General features: G+C 60.6%; 18 protein-coding genes. 8 read left to right on the top strand and 10 right to left on the bottom strand.

All coding sequences use genetic code 11. The annotated features are described in order from the left end of the window. Positions 1-182 precede the first annotated feature (182 nt). Positions 183-3155, top strand: a complete 2973-nt coding sequence (locus tag AC0GNR_RS18775; protein ID WP_472902323.1) for a tyrosine-type recombinase/integrase — start codon at positions 183-185, stop codon at positions 3153-3155. Here the strand turns inward: AC0GNR_RS18775 and AC0GNR_RS18770 are convergent. Continuing rightward, positions 3098-3952, bottom strand: coding sequence for a hypothetical protein (locus AC0GNR_RS18770; RefSeq protein ID WP_472902322.1), 855 nt, complete (start codon positions 3950-3952; stop codon positions 3098-3100). The two genes, AC0GNR_RS18775 and AC0GNR_RS18770, sit on opposite strands and share 58 nt — an antisense overlap. A 349-nt stretch (positions 3953-4301) precedes the next feature. On the opposite strand from AC0GNR_RS18770, the gene AC0GNR_RS18765 reads away from it, so the two are divergent. Further along, positions 4302-4664, top strand: a complete 363-nt coding sequence (locus AC0GNR_RS18765) for a DinB/UmuC family translesion DNA polymerase (protein WP_472902321.1) — start codon at positions 4302-4304, stop codon at positions 4662-4664. Beyond that, entirely contained in the window at positions 4555-4944 is a 390-nt protein-coding gene (locus AC0GNR_RS18760) for a DUF4113 domain-containing protein (protein WP_472902320.1), read from the top strand. Before AC0GNR_RS18765 ends, AC0GNR_RS18760 begins: the two co-directional genes overlap by 110 nt. Here the strand turns inward: AC0GNR_RS18760 and AC0GNR_RS18755 are convergent. After that, entirely contained in the window at positions 4941-5711 is a 771-nt protein-coding gene (locus AC0GNR_RS18755) for a YeeE/YedE thiosulfate transporter family protein (RefSeq protein WP_472902319.1), read from the bottom strand. The two genes, AC0GNR_RS18760 and AC0GNR_RS18755, sit on opposite strands and share 4 nt — an antisense overlap. Before the next feature lie 27 nt (positions 5712-5738). Further along, complete coding sequence (locus AC0GNR_RS18750; protein ID WP_472902318.1) at positions 5739-5909, bottom strand: hypothetical protein; 171 nt, start codon at positions 5907-5909, stop codon at positions 5739-5741. Positions 5910-6059: 150 nt separating this feature from the next. Between AC0GNR_RS18750 and AC0GNR_RS18745 the strand changes: the two genes are divergently transcribed. Further along, entirely contained in the window at positions 6060-6239 is a 180-nt protein-coding gene (locus tag AC0GNR_RS18745) for a hypothetical protein (RefSeq protein WP_472902317.1), read from the top strand. A gap of 69 nt (positions 6240-6308) precedes the next feature. After that, complete coding sequence (locus AC0GNR_RS18740) at positions 6309-7016, top strand: DUF6969 family protein (RefSeq protein ID WP_472902316.1); 708 nt, start codon at positions 6309-6311, stop codon at positions 7014-7016. 14 nt (positions 7017-7030) lie between these two features. On the opposite strand, the gene AC0GNR_RS18735 is transcribed toward AC0GNR_RS18740, so the two are convergent. From AC0GNR_RS18735 to AC0GNR_RS18725, 3 genes are read right to left on the bottom strand one after another with little or no spacing between them, the layout of a single operon-like run. Beyond that, positions 7031-8107 (bottom strand): hypothetical protein, encoded by a 1077-nt coding sequence (locus AC0GNR_RS18735; protein WP_472902315.1) that lies wholly within the window; start codon positions 8105-8107, stop codon positions 7031-7033. Between the two features lie 54 nt (positions 8108-8161). Next, on the bottom strand, positions 8162-8896 hold the full coding sequence (locus AC0GNR_RS18730) for a cytochrome c biogenesis CcdA family protein (RefSeq protein ID WP_472902314.1): 735 nt from the start codon (positions 8894-8896) through the stop codon (positions 8162-8164). A 13-nt stretch (positions 8897-8909) separates the two neighbouring features. After that, on the bottom strand, positions 8910-9290 hold the full coding sequence (locus AC0GNR_RS18725) for a thioredoxin family protein (RefSeq protein ID WP_472902313.1): 381 nt from the start codon (positions 9288-9290) through the stop codon (positions 8910-8912). Between the two features lie 120 nt (positions 9291-9410). On the opposite strand from AC0GNR_RS18725, the gene AC0GNR_RS18720 reads away from it, so the two are divergent. Continuing rightward, positions 9411-9956, top strand: a complete 546-nt coding sequence (locus AC0GNR_RS18720; protein ID WP_472902312.1) for a winged helix-turn-helix domain-containing protein — start codon at positions 9411-9413, stop codon at positions 9954-9956. Further along, complete coding sequence (locus tag AC0GNR_RS18715) at positions 9884-10468, top strand: IS630 family transposase (RefSeq protein WP_472902311.1); 585 nt, start codon at positions 9884-9886, stop codon at positions 10466-10468. Before AC0GNR_RS18720 ends, AC0GNR_RS18715 begins: the two co-directional genes overlap by 73 nt. A gap of 150 nt (positions 10469-10618) precedes the next feature. Here the strand turns inward: AC0GNR_RS18715 and AC0GNR_RS18710 are convergent, their stop codons facing one another. Further along, complete coding sequence (locus AC0GNR_RS18710; protein ID WP_305336360.1) at positions 10619-10927, bottom strand: hypothetical protein; 309 nt, start codon at positions 10925-10927, stop codon at positions 10619-10621. A 13-nt stretch (positions 10928-10940) separates the two neighbouring features. Then, the gene (locus tag AC0GNR_RS18705; protein WP_472902310.1) at positions 10941-11507 is read right to left on the bottom strand and encodes a carboxymuconolactone decarboxylase family protein; all 567 of its coding nucleotides are present in this window, start codon (positions 11505-11507) and stop codon (positions 10941-10943) included. A gap of 95 nt (positions 11508-11602) precedes the next feature. Between AC0GNR_RS18705 and AC0GNR_RS18700 the strand changes: the two genes are divergently transcribed. Continuing rightward, positions 11603-12052, top strand: coding sequence for an IS21 family transposase (locus AC0GNR_RS18700; protein ID WP_472902309.1), 450 nt, complete (start codon positions 11603-11605; stop codon positions 12050-12052). A 99-nt stretch (positions 12053-12151) separates the two neighbouring features. Here AC0GNR_RS18700 and AC0GNR_RS18695 read toward each other — a convergent pair whose 3' ends face one another. Further along, positions 12152-13084: an electron transfer flavoprotein subunit alpha/FixB family protein gene (locus AC0GNR_RS18695; RefSeq protein ID WP_472902308.1), complete on the bottom strand. Its 933-nt coding sequence runs from the start codon at positions 13082-13084 to the stop codon at positions 12152-12154. Between the two features lie 11 nt (positions 13085-13095). After that, a partial coding sequence (locus tag AC0GNR_RS18690) for an electron transfer flavoprotein subunit beta/FixA family protein (protein ID WP_472901222.1) occupies positions 13096-13836 on the bottom strand: 741 nt, incomplete at its 5' end.

The following is a 13836-nucleotide window of genomic DNA, read 5'->3' as shown; positions in this document are numbered from 1 at the left end:
TCAGAAGGGAGATCGAAAACCAGCGGACCCTATAGACTTATCCACAACCGAGTAGCCAAAAAACCCATCAACCCGGTGGCTCAGTATTCGACGTGATCACTGGCTCAGTTGTACTGATGAATCAACATGGACGGCCCGTCGACTCCATCGCGCCCGCTGAGTGGGAGACGCTGGGTCGCAACATGCTGCTCAACGAACACAACCTACGCCAGCCAAATGCGGCGGTTCGGTACCAAGTATTTGAAGATTTCGTACAGCGGGAATGGCGAGAACACGGTCGCCGCCCAAGACTCCGTAAGTGGATAGCGCGCATGCCCAAGCCGCAGAGCGTTTTTCTGCCGAACGTCATCGGAGCCACCAAACGCCTAGATACAGCGCGAGGGGCGCTGGACCAGGTATTTTCGAAACTGTCTTGGCCTGTTAGCAAAAGTTTGGCAGCCCAGCTGGCTGCCCTAGACCTTTGCCTCTATGGGAACGTCGGTGCTGACAATGTTGTGGAAGGCCTTGCTTCGGCTGATACAAGTTGTATCCGACTGGTGCTGTTCAAGGGGTGCGCGTACATTGAATACTCCGAATGGCTGGACAGGGTGGACAACGCACCAGTGCAACGATTCGTCTTGCCTTCCAGATCAGCGAGGTATGCCGACCTTGCTCTTTCGGCAGGCAAGCGCCTAGAGAAGACGGCCCCCCTCCCAACCAACCTTGATGGGGTTGCCGAGGCGATAGGGGTTCAACGGCTTGAGAAAGCTACGCTCTTTGGGCTGCTGCGCTCACTGTCCAAAGACGTGCGACAAGAAAACGCATTCAAGTTCCCGGGTGTCGTCGCAGGCGTGCTCGCAGGGACGCAGAAGGCCGCAGCCTTGCCATCGCGTGAATGGATCCGTGTAATAACTGGGCAAGCGCGAACCGACCCAAGCACCGAAGACGACGAAGAACCCGAGGCAGTCATCGTTAAAGATGAAGAGATGGTGTCGCCACGCTTAGCGATCGGCGTGGTCAGTCTGCGAAATCGAGAGAAAAGCAAGATCGCAAACCGGTCTTTTCTCGGTGAGATCAGATCAGTGTTGACTGATTACCTGGCCAGCAGGACGCGCAATCAGAAGACGGCTGAAGGCGGGGTCACGCGGAACACCAGAACCAATACCGATACGGCGGCGCGGCGAGACGCACGTTCCGCCGTTGAACGAGTTTTGAGGAAACCGGATCCCTCCGTAAGTGTGACTGTGTACGCGCTGGGCACCTGGGTTCTGCATCTGCTCTACCGACCCTACCGAAAGGGGTATCTTGACGCTGCGTCGATCAAACGTTACCTAGACACTTTGTCGCATGGCTTCGTGTCCTTTGGCCACAGCCTGGATCTGGCCGACTTGGATGGCGATGAGTTGACCGATCTGTATCGAAGCGTGCTCGATGGATCTAAGGGCAGCGAGACCACTGATTCCAACGAACAGGATCACAACAAATCAGCGGAGCAGAAGGGGCGACGCAATGAAAAATATGTCCTGCAGCGCTTGGAGGAGTTTCACCGATTTGCATCGGCACGATTTGGGTTGGAGTCGCCTGACTGGGCTGAAATTGGTGAGGGCGTCGTCAGCAGCCTGTCAAACCCGGGCACCATTTGTGAACAGGAGTATTTGCAGGCACTGCGACTTCTTTGCCCTGATACCTTCACTGATGACGTTAGATCTGTTCGTGACGCCTTTATATTGCTGCTCGCCTACCGTTTCGGCCTCCGGGGAGGAGAAGCGATTGGGCTGCGTCACACAGACTGGGTGAACCTCGCAAGCGCTGTGGTCGTACTGGTCACGGGCAAGCACAGACAGTTGAAAACACGTGGATCACAACGACAAGTGCCTCTGCTGGAACGCTTGACCGATCACGAGGAGATGATCATTCGCTGCTGGAACGGTCACTGGGTCACCGAGACTGGAAATGATCAAACAGTCCCGCTCTTTTTTGACGAACATAATCACAGACAGGCGAGCGAGATTCAGCCGATCCGCGCACGGATATTAGCGTCACTTCGTGCCGCAACCAAAAATGGAAAAACCACCCTACATCATGCTCGACACTCATTCGCTAACCGGGCATTTCAATATCTTGTGCTGGAGAGCCAAAACAATCCATGGGGGAATCATCACAACCAAAACGCAGAGATAGAGCGGTCTGCAAAACTCACTGTTCTATCAACGGACAGAGCCACAAGGAGAAGTTCGTGGGGTGTCGCGCGATTGCTAGGGCACGCTTCGCACAGCACAACCTTTGGCAGCTATCTGCATGTTCACTTTGATTGGGCGTCCAATTGTGTTTCTGAACACAAATCAGATCGATTCCAAAAGATAGCACTACGCACGATACGCAGCGCAATCGATCTGGACAAGTGGATCATTGTGCCAAACGTATTTCAACTGACGCCGATCGACCCAGCACCAAAGTACGCGACCTGCACACCCTCTAAAGTTCTGAAGTACTGCAGGCTTAGAGCACAAGGCTATCCATCACGTGCAGCCATTGACTTGAGTCACATATCGCCAAACGACGGGCAAAGCATAGAAGCGTCTCTTGCAGAAATAGGACAACGTCAATCTAAGGACACTGAGGGTGATAACCCACTCTCAAGCATCAAGTGGCCGTTGGCATTGCTAGGGAGGATTCCACACTACCGATGGCAACCTTTGATTGATTTCACCCAAGCGCGCGCAGAATCAACCATCAGCCTCAACCCTCGCAACAGCAAACCAAGCCAACAAATTGGCAACTCCCGCCAGCTGCTACTCTGGTCAGAGGATCATTTCATCCAGCTTCGAGAGTTTATTCAATGGACGGGTCTTCACGGAAATCACATCGACGTTTATCGTCCAAAAAAAATAGATCCGAAAACCTTGGATTGGGCGAAAACGTATGGCTTCGAAAAGCTCAAGGATACCCATTCGGCAGAAGGGAAAAAAATCATTCAAGTCGATCTGGCCATCGAGAAGTTCAGCAAACGCCCTGCCGTGATCCATCCAAGCAGGGTGGCTGTGGTGATCAATGCAGCCACCCCGACTCTGAAGGACAACTATGAGTTTCTTCTAGTGTGGCTCGCTTTCACTTTGAGTCAAGCCAGCATCAACTCTGAAGGAGCCTTGATGCGCTCAAAAGACAACAGCTCATAACGGATCTGCTGGCTATCGCTGGATGTAGCGCGCACAGTTAATGACAACATCACATGCTTGTCTTCACTCAGGCCGCGAAGCGGGGTATCAAATTTTTCTTCGTCATAGTAGATTTCAATTGATTTCGCGCGTGGGGACATCACCAAAACAAACAGAGTCCGCGCCCTCAGGCGGCGGCCATCGTACATAGCCTCCAGAACCACAACTTCAGGGGCGATCAATTCAAGTTTCGGGCCCGGCCGCCAGATACCAGCCAAGGTTGCGACCGGCGTTTCATCGACCACTAGTTGCATCGATCGGCTGATTGGTTTACCACCACAAGCACGAAGAAATTCATCTGCTGCCTGACGCACAAGTGAACTGTCGATCTCATCAATTGACAGATCTAATTTTTCCTTGTACATATCTGCAGTCATAACCAACCTATCGGAAAACCCTCCAAAAACCTCAATTAGTCTCGCTTGATCAGGGCATTTCTGACCCTCAACCATAAGGTGAATTTGTAACATTACCTTCTCAGCTCCGCATTCAACATATCGAATCCGGGACTGAACCGAGAGATCATTAATAGAAAATGCTTTTTCTATCATGCGCGCCAAGCTCGTCGCCAGCACTCCCGACTCCTTGAGCTTGGGTTGATTAATGTCGGCTTCAAGGAATCGCCTCCCATCGACTGATGAAATAACTCCATGGAGTTCAACACCCAAATTAACCTGCGCCCACGAGTAAAGTGGACGACCATCGCCGATTTGGACACCTTCGGCCAAAAGAAATGTAGTTCCGCTCGCTTTATTCATTGGTCATTAATAATTGTCTCCGCCTTTCTAAATTACACGCTCGGCGGCATAACCGTGTACCTGCCGGATAGGTAAGCGCAAATAAGAACGCGCGCGTGCAACACACCACCGGCAGGCAGGCGTGATCAAAAATCTTGGAATGAGTCCGGCTTCACCGGTGATGCACATGCAGGAGGACTGAATGTGCGATTGATACGCGAAATACTATTGCGCAAGCGATCTTCATCAAGCGCACTTGATGAGGCCAGATTGAATTCGTGTGCGGACGCACCTAGGGTATGAAAAGGATCGTCGTGAACGGTCCTTTGTAGTCAACCTGCAAAGATCTCACCAGCAATCAACTGGTGATATGCAGATCTACCACGATCTTATAAGGCTGGCACTGCCATCATGTCGATGGGCGACTAGCTGTTTTTACTTTAGCGGTTGCATGCAAGCTTGTCAAGCGTGGTCTATTGCATTGGCACCCGACAAGCATGAAATCGCATGCACCCGCTCATTCGGTCACCCCGTGACCGCGCCGTCTGACCTGCGTGAAGCGGTCAGCGTATTTACCAGCCGCGCCGCAGAGAAGCTGCGCCGCCAGAGCGGCCATGCACGGCATGGTTCTCGTCTTTGTGCGCACCAGCCCCTTTCGGTCAGACCCGCAGTACAGCCGGTCCATCGTGACACCGCTGCGACAGCCCACAGGGAACAGCTCTCAGCTTGTTGAAGCCGCTGTGGCGGGCCTGGTTTGCATCTACCGGCCAGTCTTTCTTTACGCCAAGGCCGGGGTGATGCTGCTCGACCTTCAGCCCGATTCGGTACAGCAAGGCGAGCTCAGTCTGGAGCCGGAGCCAGCCGGCAGAGGAGCGGACAAGGGCGAGTTGATGGGTGCGCTGGACGTGCTCAACCGGCGCTACGGGCGCGGTACCGTACTGGTGGCCAGCAGCGGGCTGGGCGGTGACAGCCGGCGGTGGGCGATGAAACAGGAGCGCCGAACACCCCACTAGCCACTGATCACCCGCATCAGTTTGATCACCACATAGATACCCAGCAACATCACTCCAAAGCTCGCAAGCGCCTGCGGCGACAGCGTCGGCATCAGCACCAGTAACACGGTGTCGTTGCCCCCAGGTACCAGGGCGCCACCGATGCCCATGAGGCCACCACCCAGCATGTTGCGCCAGCTGATCAGGGACTGCGTACCCCGCCACTCGAACTGGCCGCGCTGTACCGACGAAACCACCATGCCCACAAACAGGCAGGCAACCAGCGCCAGGCGATGCCACCTTGGCGCGTTCGTTTCGGTCACCCATGAAACACCCAGCTCGCGAAGGTAGTTGGTGTAGGTCCATGCCCCTTCCATAAGGAACAGCAGCCCGCTGCAGAGGCCCAGCACCATCGCGGCCAGGGAGAGGCGGTACCTGGGCGCCAGGAGCCACTGGTCCGGGCGCTGTTGGCGGTCTCTGCAGCGCCAGAGCACGGCGAGTTGCCACACCGCCCACACCAGCAGGACCAATATCAGCACAGTCCGGATGCCTGGGCCTATGGCGTTCCACCAGAGCGCTTCGACATGCGGCCAGGGCACCGTGCCGAGCGATTGCAGCCACGTCACCCCGAGGCTGCCCATCACAAAGAACACCAGCGTGGTGAACAGTCGGATTTCGCCATCCGCCAGCCGCTGCAGCGTGGACAAGGAACATCCGCCGTTCAACGCTGCGCCCATGCCGAACAACATACCCCCGCTCACACTGAGAAGCCAGTCGCTGGCGAGCACGGGGCGTCCAGAAATCGACACCCCAGCTCATGCAAAAAGCCCCGTGGCCAGACTGGCCCAGAGCGACGCGTAGAAAAAACTGACCAGCAAGCTGGATTTGCGTTGTTCCATCCACTGCATCACAGCGCGCACTGTGCACAGGCTGGCGCGGTGAGCCGCAAAACCAATGAGGAAAACCAGCACAAAACTCAGCCACATGGCGCTTGGTCGTTGCGCATGGGCTGCAACTTACATCGACCGCTGTAACGATCTGGCCTCGGTGAACGACCAAACCCCACCAAGGACGGCGCGCGTGCATTCGGCCGCGCGCAGGTCACTGGCTTTTTGTCACCTCACTGGAGAACCACCATGTCGTCACTTTCATCCCGCCTGTCCCTGAGCCTGGCTGCGGCCGTTGTCACCACCGCCGCCCTGGGAGGCTGCGCCATGGCCTGCCGCGCTTGCGGCGCCAAATGCGGACCCTCCAAGATGATGTCCAAGTGCAGCGCCTGCAAGGCCAAGTGCGGCGCCTGCGCACCGAAGAAGTAAACGCTCCATCTGGCTCACGCGAACCCGGAGCAGCGCCCTGCTCCGGGCTCGCTTCACCGATCCGTTTCCATGCCCGCATCCGCCACGCTGCGCCGACACTGGCGCTCCGCCTCCTTGAACGAACTGGGTGCCGCCCTGCACCACGGCCAGGCCAGTGTGGAGGCCTTCACCACCGCGACGGAAACCTCCGGCTCCCTGCTGCAAAGCTGGGTGCAAGGCGCCGAGGTGGTGGAATACGAACACTACCCGCCGGCCGACGTGATCGACCTGGGCAGCGGGACCCAGTTCGATTACCACGCGCACCGCACCCATGGTGACGAACACGGGCACCTGCATGTGTTCTGGCACGCCAACGCCTCCGGCCGCCGCAGCCGACACACACAAGGCCGAAAGGTCTGGAAGCGCCACGCGCCAACCCACATGCTGGCCATCGCGCTCGACGCCCGGGGCCTGCCCGTGAAGCTCTTCACCACCAACCAGTGGGTCACCGAGGGCCACTGGTTCGATGCCGCGCTCACCCTGGCCTGCCTGGACCGTTGCCGGCCAGGCCCGGTGCCCGGGCATGAAAACGCCTGCGCCTGGCTGGGTCACTTTCTGGCGATGTACCGCCCCTTGATTGCCGACCTGCTGCAGCGCCGGGACGCCCGCCTGGAGAAGCACGGAACGCTCGCGGACGCATTGAACAACCACCGCCTCGAAGTGCTCAGCCAGTTCCGCATGGACTGGGCCGCCGATCTCGATGCCTTGCAGACCGAAGCGACCCGGCGCGGGCTCTGATCAACCGCAGCGCCTCAGCGGGCCTCGATCGTGAACTGGTAACTGTTGCCCTTGAGCAGCTCGACCGTGGGCCGGTACAGGCCCCGCAGGCTGCCAGCGCGGAACTGGATCGCGAGCAGACCCGGGTTGGGTTTGCCGCCACCCGCTGCCGGCGGAAAGCGGTCGCTGCGCAGCACCTGACCCGAGAGCACCGGGTTACCATCGGCACCCAGCGGGCTGGTGGCCGCCTGGCCCGTGGCACCCTGCGGGGCCGCGCCGATGATGCCGCCCACCACCGTGTCCGCCGCCGGGTCCAGGCGCTTGTCGCCATTGCTGTCCTGAACCAGCAGGCCGCCGGTATAGCGTGGGAATCGATTGATGTCGCGCGGGGCCACGCCCACACCGTTGAGCAGTGCGCCGTCGGCCCCCCAGAGCAGCAAGCCCAGGTGCATGGGTGCGGCCTGACCGGTCGCCACCGTCTGGAAGTCGGTGTTGCTGCCCGGTGGCACGTGGAAATTGGTCGGCGCCAGCCGGGCCTCCAGCATCTCCTCCTGCACCCGCATGCCGCCTTGCCACACGGCCAGCACCTTCCCCTCGGCAGATCGGTGTGCCACCGTCACCGGGTAGCCGCCTGTCGCAGGGTTGGTGAAGCTGCGACCCCGCAAATGAATGATTTTGATGCCCGGCGCGTTGCCGCCGTCGGCCGCGATGTCTTGGAGCGCGGTGACGGTGAGGGCATGGTCCTTCTCGACAAAGTCGACGCGGTACTGCCCGGCCAGCGGCACGGCACCCTGCGGCCAACCCTTGGTCAGCACCAGGCTGGTGTCGCGGTCAGAGACGATGGGCACCGAGGCGTTGCGATTGAACGCCGGAGACAGCGCCAGGTGCAGCGACTCGCCCGCCCTCATGGCCAGCCCCGGCGTGCTCGGGTTGCTGTCGGGTACCAGCACGAAAACGTAGTCGGTCGCTTCGCCGGCCACGTGCCCGTCGTACGACACCGGTGCAGGCGCCGTGGGCAGCGCCAGCGGCTTCTGCGGCTCGACGGTGCCGCAAGCGGCCAGCAGCAGCGCTGAGGCGCCGACCAGCGGACGGGTCTTGAACATGCTGTGCATGGGAATATCCTTGAAATGGAGGGCTCGCTGTAGAACCCGTGGTGGATGAAACGGTCAGATGCCCACCGTGAGATTGACCCAGGCGTCGGGCATCCACTGGACGAACAAAGCTTCGAGGCGTTTGTCCCATCCCATCAGGATGGCCACTCCCAACAAGCCCAGCAGCACGGCGAAGGCGTGGCGCACGCGCTCGATGCGCGCCATCACCCAGTCGCGCACGTGGTTGAAGCTGCTGCGCGAGGCGTAAGCCACGGCCACCAGGGGAATGGCCGCCCCCAGGCCAAAGACACCCAGGATCAGCCCGCCCCGTGCCAGGCCGCCTTCACTCGCCACCAGCGTGAGCGCCGAGCCGAGCAAGGGACCCGAGCAAGGGCTCCAGACCAGTCCCAGAACGCCTCCGAGCAGAAAGGCGCCAGTGAGCGAACCGCCCTGAATCCCCGACGAAGCGGCATGGGCCGAATTGGCCAGCGGCAACATCCAGCGCGCGAGGCGCTCGCCCAGCGCAGGCACCAGCATCACCACCGCAAAGGCGATCAGCATGGCCGCACCCGCGATGCGCACCGAGTCACCGTCGATCCCCAGCGCTGGCCCGAGCGCACCGTGCACCATGCCGATGCCGGCGAACGAGAACACCATGCCCAGGCCCATGGCCACCGGCCCCAGCCGGTTGCCCTGCAGCGCACCGCCGACCACCAGGGGGAGCATGGGAAAGACGCAGGGCGACAGCGTCGTCAGCCCGCCAGCGGCCAGGCTAAAACCCAGTTGTGGAAGCGATACCAGGGCAGACATGCGTTCGTCCCGCTCAGGGTGCGGACTTGAACGCGGTGCGGATGGAGGCGGGGTCGGTGTCACCCACCAGACGCGCCCACTCCTGATGCCCGCGCAGCACCACGAAGGTGGACTGGGCACGCACATTGAAGCGCTTCTTGAGTTCCTTCTCGGTGTCGTAGTTGACGACCATCACCGTCAGGTCCAGACCCGGTTCGCTCTTGAGGGACTGCAAGACTTTTTCCTGCGCGCGGCAGGTCGGGCACCAGTCGGCATGGAAATGCAGAGCAACCGGCTGGTTGCTGGCCTGGGCCTGCGCCAGCAGTGCGGCGGTGAAGGGCTTGATTTCCATCGCGTGCGAGGCTGCGCTGACGAGCAACAGAACAGAAGCAAAAAAGACGCGGCGAAGAACCATGATGACTGCTTATATGAACGAGAGCGAACCACTGAGTCGAGCGAACGTGGCACTTCTTATTCCATTTCCAGTTCATTAGATAAATAATATCCATGTCACGATTTCTTCAAGGAGATGGACATGGCGAGAACTGCGAGGGGTGCGGACAACTTGGAGTGGGCGCGCGAAGTGTTGGCGCAAGCGCACACGATTGAGCAATTGCGACAGGCGCAAGCCGTGGTGCTGCCGCTGGATTACGGCTTGAGCATGGAGCAGACCGCGCGTGCGATTGGCCGCTCGGTGCCATGGACGTGTCGGCTGCGCAACCGCTTCCTGGCCGGCGAGATCGTCGGCGACGGCCAGCGCCAGGCGCGCGGTGGGCGCCGACGCCAGAACATGAGCGTCGAGCAGGAGCGCGAAGTGCTGGCCCCGTTCCTGGATCGGGCACGCACCGGGGGCATCCTGGTGGTCGGCCAGGTCAAGGCCGAACTCGAAGCCCGGCTGGGCCGCACGATGGCGCTGTCTTCGGTCTACAACCTGCTGCACCGGCACGGCTGGCGCAAGCTCGCCCCGGACAAGCGACACCCGCAAAGCGACGCACTGGCTCAACAGGAGTGGAAAAAAAACGCCCCGAGCGACTCGCCCAAATTCGCGCCCTCTGGCCGGGCCAAGGTCCGATCAAGCTGATGTTCCAGGACGAAGCGCGCTTTGGCCGCATCAACGACGTGCGCCGCTGTTGGGCGCCCAAGCCAATACGACCACTGTGCCAGGCCATGCTCACGCACGAGTACACCGATGCCTACGCGGCCGTGGACGTGCAGACCGGCGAGATCGACTCGCTGATCCTGCCCCACGTCAACACGCACTGCATGCAACTTTTCCTCGACGAGGTGGGCCAACGCCACACCGATGTGCGCATCGTGATGGTGCTCGACGGCGCGGGCTGGCACACCAGCGGCGAACTCGTCGCGCCGGCCAACATGCGGCTGCTCAGCCTGCCGCCCTATGCCCCGGAACTCAACCCGGTCGAGCATGTCTGGGACGAATTGCGCGAGAAGCACTTCCACAACCGCGTCTTCGACAGCCTCGACGCACTCGAGGATCACCTCGAAGTCGCTCTGAGAGACTATGAAAACGACGCGCCATGCATCAAGTCCATCGTCGCATGGCCATGGATTATTGATGCACTATTGAAATAGAAATGGAATTACAGACTTCAATGAAATGACCCGTGCCGACCATGCAGTTCGTGCAACGAGTCCGATGTGCGATTCGAGCGCCGTTCCGCCTGTGTCAAATGCCAGCGCCTGGATGTCCATGCTGCTGTCTCCTGAAACGGGTAATCGGCTTTAGCCACCACCCCGATGTGTCTGCAGGTCAAAGCGTTTCTGGATGCGATAGCGCTCCGCATCGCCCAGATCGGTGTAGGTGAAACGCACCGCCAGCTGCGGGACCTCCAGCAGCGCCATGCGACGCGGCGGCAATGGCTGCCAGCTCAGCTCCATGCGCCCCTGCGGCCAGGTGGCCACATTGCGCTGTCCGGCCCCATCGGTCTGCAGCTGGGCATCGGGCAGTGCGCGGGGCAGCCAGGCCAACAATTCAGCGGCGGTGCAACCCATGACTCGCTCGAAGGTTTCTGGAACAAAAGTTGGGGTCATGGACTACCGGCTTTCAATCGACCTTGTAGGCCGAGAAACGCTCGTCCACCGTGGTGCCAAACGCGTGGTTGGAGTAGATGCTGAGCACCTTCACCGACACCGCCAGCACGATGTAGAGCAGGTCGCGCTCCTGGTAGCCCGCTTCGAGAAACGCCTTGACGGCGGCTGGGCTGGGCTGGCCCAGGCTCTTGACCATCTCGGTGGCGACATCGAAGAGCGCCGCCAGCTTTGCATCGGGAATGGGCTGGTGACCGCGGATGGCCTGCAGCACAGGCGCCGGCACGCCCGACATCTTGTCCGCGATCATGCTGTGCGCCGCCGTGCAGTAGGTGCAGCCGTTGGTTCTGCTGACAGCGAGAAACACCACCTCCTGCTCGGCGGATGTGAGGCCAGATTCCTTGCGGAACAGCCCATAGCCGTGGAGGTAGGTGCTCAGCACGGCCGGTGCGTTGACCATGTTGGCGTACATGTTGGGAATGAACCCCACCTGCTTGAGCGCGGTGTCGAGGATCTCTTTCTGCGCGCCCTGGGCCTCTGCGTGGACCACGGGCTGAAGTTGCTGGATGTAGGGTGCTGACATGGTGGGAATGAGGTGAGTTTTTTCATCCAAATCTGACCCCTTGAGTAAGGTCTCCTGCTTGTTTTTTGAGCAAGAGGAATCAAGGAGTGATCAACGTGGGAACACTGGCAAAGATCCGCAGGAAGTACCTGCGCGATGGCCTTCCAATCAAAGAGATCGAGCGGCGCACGGGCCTGGCGAGGAACACCATCAAGGCCTGGCTGCGCAAGGGCGAGATGGTCGAGCCCAAGTACCCTCAACGGGTCAACAAGACCAAGCTCGACGGCTACACTGAAACGCTGGCGACCTGGCTCAAGGCCGACCAGCACCGCGGCAAACGCGATCGCCGCACGGTCAAGACCCTGTACGAGGCCCTGGCCGAGCAGGGGTACACCGGTGGCTACGGCCGGGTCGCCTCCTTTGCCCGACGCTGGCGAGAAGATCAGTCGGGCAAGGCCGGCAAGGCCGCCTTCGTTCCGCTGAAGTTTGCGTTGGGCGACGCGTTCCAGTTCGACTGGAGCACCGAGTACGCCTGGGTGGGCGGACTTCATCAGGCCTCAACCTGACGGCGCACCGCTGCGCTGCGAATCACTCGAGAAACACCGCCTCGATGGAGTCGGGGAAGCACTTGAGCCCGCGCAGAGTTCAAGCGCACCTGTAGTGGGTTAAATGGCCTTGATCAGCTCAGGCACTGCGGTGAACAGATCGGCCTCCAGGCCGTAGTCGGCCACCGAGAAGATCGGCGCCTCGGGATCCTTGTTGATCGCCACGATCACCTTGCTGTCCTTCATGCCGGCCAGGTGCTGAATGGCACCCGAAATGCCCGCGGCAATGTAGAGCTGCGGCGCCACGATCTTGCCGGTCTGGCCCACTTGCCAGTCGTTCGGGGCGTAGCCCGCGTCCACGGCAGCGCGGCTGGCGCCCAGTGCAGCGCCCAGCTTGTCGGCCAGCGGCGTCATCACTTCGTTGAACTTCTCGGCGCTGCCCAGCGCCCGGCCACCGCTGACGATGATCTTGGCGGCGGTGAGTTCGGGGCGGTCGCTCTTGGCGATTTCGCTGCCCAGGAAGGTGCTCTTGCCGCTGTCGGCTTGTGCCGCTGCGGTTTCCACGGCGGCGCTGCCACCGGTGGCGGCGGCCGGGTCAAAGCCCGTGGTGCGCACGGTGATGACCTTGGTCGCATCCAGGCTCTGCACCGTGGCCATGGCGTTGCCAGCGTAAATCGGGCGTTCAAACGTGTCGGCAGCAATCACCTTGGTGATGTCGCTGATCTGGCCCACGTCGAGCTTGGCGGCCACGCGCGGGGCGATGTTTTTGCCGCTGGCCGTGGCCGGGAACAGGATGTGGCTGTAGTTGGCGGCGATGGCCAGCACCTGAGCGGCCATGTTTTCGGCCAGGCCGTGGGCCAGGTACTCGGCGTCGGCATGGATGACTTTGGACACGCCGGCGATCTGGGCGGCTGCTGCGGCAGCGCCTGCGGCGTTGTGCCCGGCGATGAGCACGTGCACGTCACCCCCGCAGGCTGCGGCGGCGGTCACGGTGTTGAGCGTGGCGCCTTTGACGGCGGCGTTGTCGTGTTCGGCAATAACGAGTGCGGTCATGTTGTTGGTCCTCAGATCACTTTAGCTTCGTTCTTGAGCTTGTCCACCAGGGCGGCCACGTCGGCCACCTTGATACCGGCACCGCGCTTGGGCGGCTCGCTGACCGTCAGGGTCTTGATGCGTGGGCTCACGTCCACACCCAGGTCTTCGGGCTTGACGATGTCCATCTGCTTTTTCTTGGCCTTCATGATGTTGGGCAGCGTCACGTAGCGCGGCTCGTTCAGGCGCAAATCCGTGGTGACGATGGCGGGCAGGCTCAGCGCCAGCGTTTCCAGGCCGCCGTCCACTTCGCGGGTCACATGCACTTTGCCGTCCACCACTTCAACTTTGCTGGCGAAGGTGCCCTGGGGCAAATCAGCCAGCGCCGCCAGCATCTGGCCGGTCTGGTTGCAGTCGTCGTCAATGGCTTGCTTGCCCAGAATCACCAGGCCGGGCTGTTCTTTGTCCATCAGCGCCTTGAGCAGCTTGGCCACGGCCAGTGGCTGCAGTTCTTCGGCGGTTTCCACCAGGATGGCGCGGTCGGCGCCAATGGCCATGGCCGTGCGCAGGGTTTCCTGGCACTGCGTCACGCCGCAAGACACGGCGATCACTTCGGTGGCCACGCCCTTTTCCTTCAGGCGCACCGCCTCTTCCACGGCGATCTCGTCAAACGGGTTCATGCTCATCTTGACGTTGGCAATGTCCACACCGCTGCCGTCGCTCTTGACGCGCACCTTGACGTTGTAGTCCACCACGCGTTTGACGGGGACGAG

Source organism: Hydrogenophaga sp. LT287, assembly GCF_055702805.1.
The sequence above is the reverse complement of the archived record's forward strand: the minus strand, read 5'-3'. Positions and strand labels throughout refer to the sequence as shown.

What these genes read in the sequence shown, in the direction of transcription:
- AC0GNR_RS18760 (WP_472902320.1), top strand. Translation starts at nt 4,555, where the DNA reads ATGGTTCTCGTCTTTGTGCGCACCAGCCCCTTTCGGTCAGACCCGCAG.
- AC0GNR_RS18725 (WP_472902313.1), bottom strand. Translation starts at nt 9,290, where the DNA reads ATGGTTCTTCGCCGCGTCTTTTTTGCTTCTGTTCTGTTGCTCGTCAGC.
- AC0GNR_RS18745 (WP_472902317.1), top strand. Translation starts at nt 6,060, where the DNA reads ATGTCGTCACTTTCATCCCGCCTGTCCCTGAGCCTGGCTGCGGCCGTT.
- AC0GNR_RS18770 (WP_472902322.1), bottom strand. Translation starts at nt 3,952, where the DNA reads ATGAATAAAGCGAGCGGAACTACATTTCTTTTGGCCGAAGGTGTCCAA.
- AC0GNR_RS18705 (WP_472902310.1), bottom strand. Translation starts at nt 11,507, where the DNA reads ATGTCAGCACCCTACATCCAGCAACTTCAGCCCGTGGTCCACGCAGAG.
- AC0GNR_RS18730 (WP_472902314.1), bottom strand. Translation starts at nt 8,896, where the DNA reads ATGTCTGCCCTGGTATCGCTTCCACAACTGGGTTTTAGCCTGGCCGCT.
- AC0GNR_RS18710 (WP_305336360.1), bottom strand. Translation starts at nt 10,927, where the DNA reads ATGACCCCAACTTTTGTTCCAGAAACCTTCGAGCGAGTCATGGGTTGC.
- AC0GNR_RS18720 (WP_472902312.1), top strand. Translation starts at nt 9,411, where the DNA reads ATGGCGAGAACTGCGAGGGGTGCGGACAACTTGGAGTGGGCGCGCGAA.
- AC0GNR_RS18750 (WP_472902318.1), bottom strand. Translation starts at nt 5,909, where the DNA reads ATGTGGCTGAGTTTTGTGCTGGTTTTCCTCATTGGTTTTGCGGCTCAC.
- AC0GNR_RS18735 (WP_472902315.1), bottom strand. Translation starts at nt 8,107, where the DNA reads ATGCACAGCATGTTCAAGACCCGTCCGCTGGTCGGCGCCTCAGCGCTG.
- AC0GNR_RS18775 (WP_472902323.1), top strand. Translation starts at nt 183, where the DNA reads ATGCTGCTCAACGAACACAACCTACGCCAGCCAAATGCGGCGGTTCGG.
- AC0GNR_RS18765 (WP_472902321.1), top strand. Translation starts at nt 4,302, where the DNA reads ATGCAGATCTACCACGATCTTATAAGGCTGGCACTGCCATCATGTCGA.
- AC0GNR_RS18740 (WP_472902316.1), top strand. Translation starts at nt 6,309, where the DNA reads ATGCCCGCATCCGCCACGCTGCGCCGACACTGGCGCTCCGCCTCCTTG.
- AC0GNR_RS18695 (WP_472902308.1), bottom strand. Translation starts at nt 13,084, where the DNA reads ATGACCGCACTCGTTATTGCCGAACACGACAACGCCGCCGTCAAAGGC.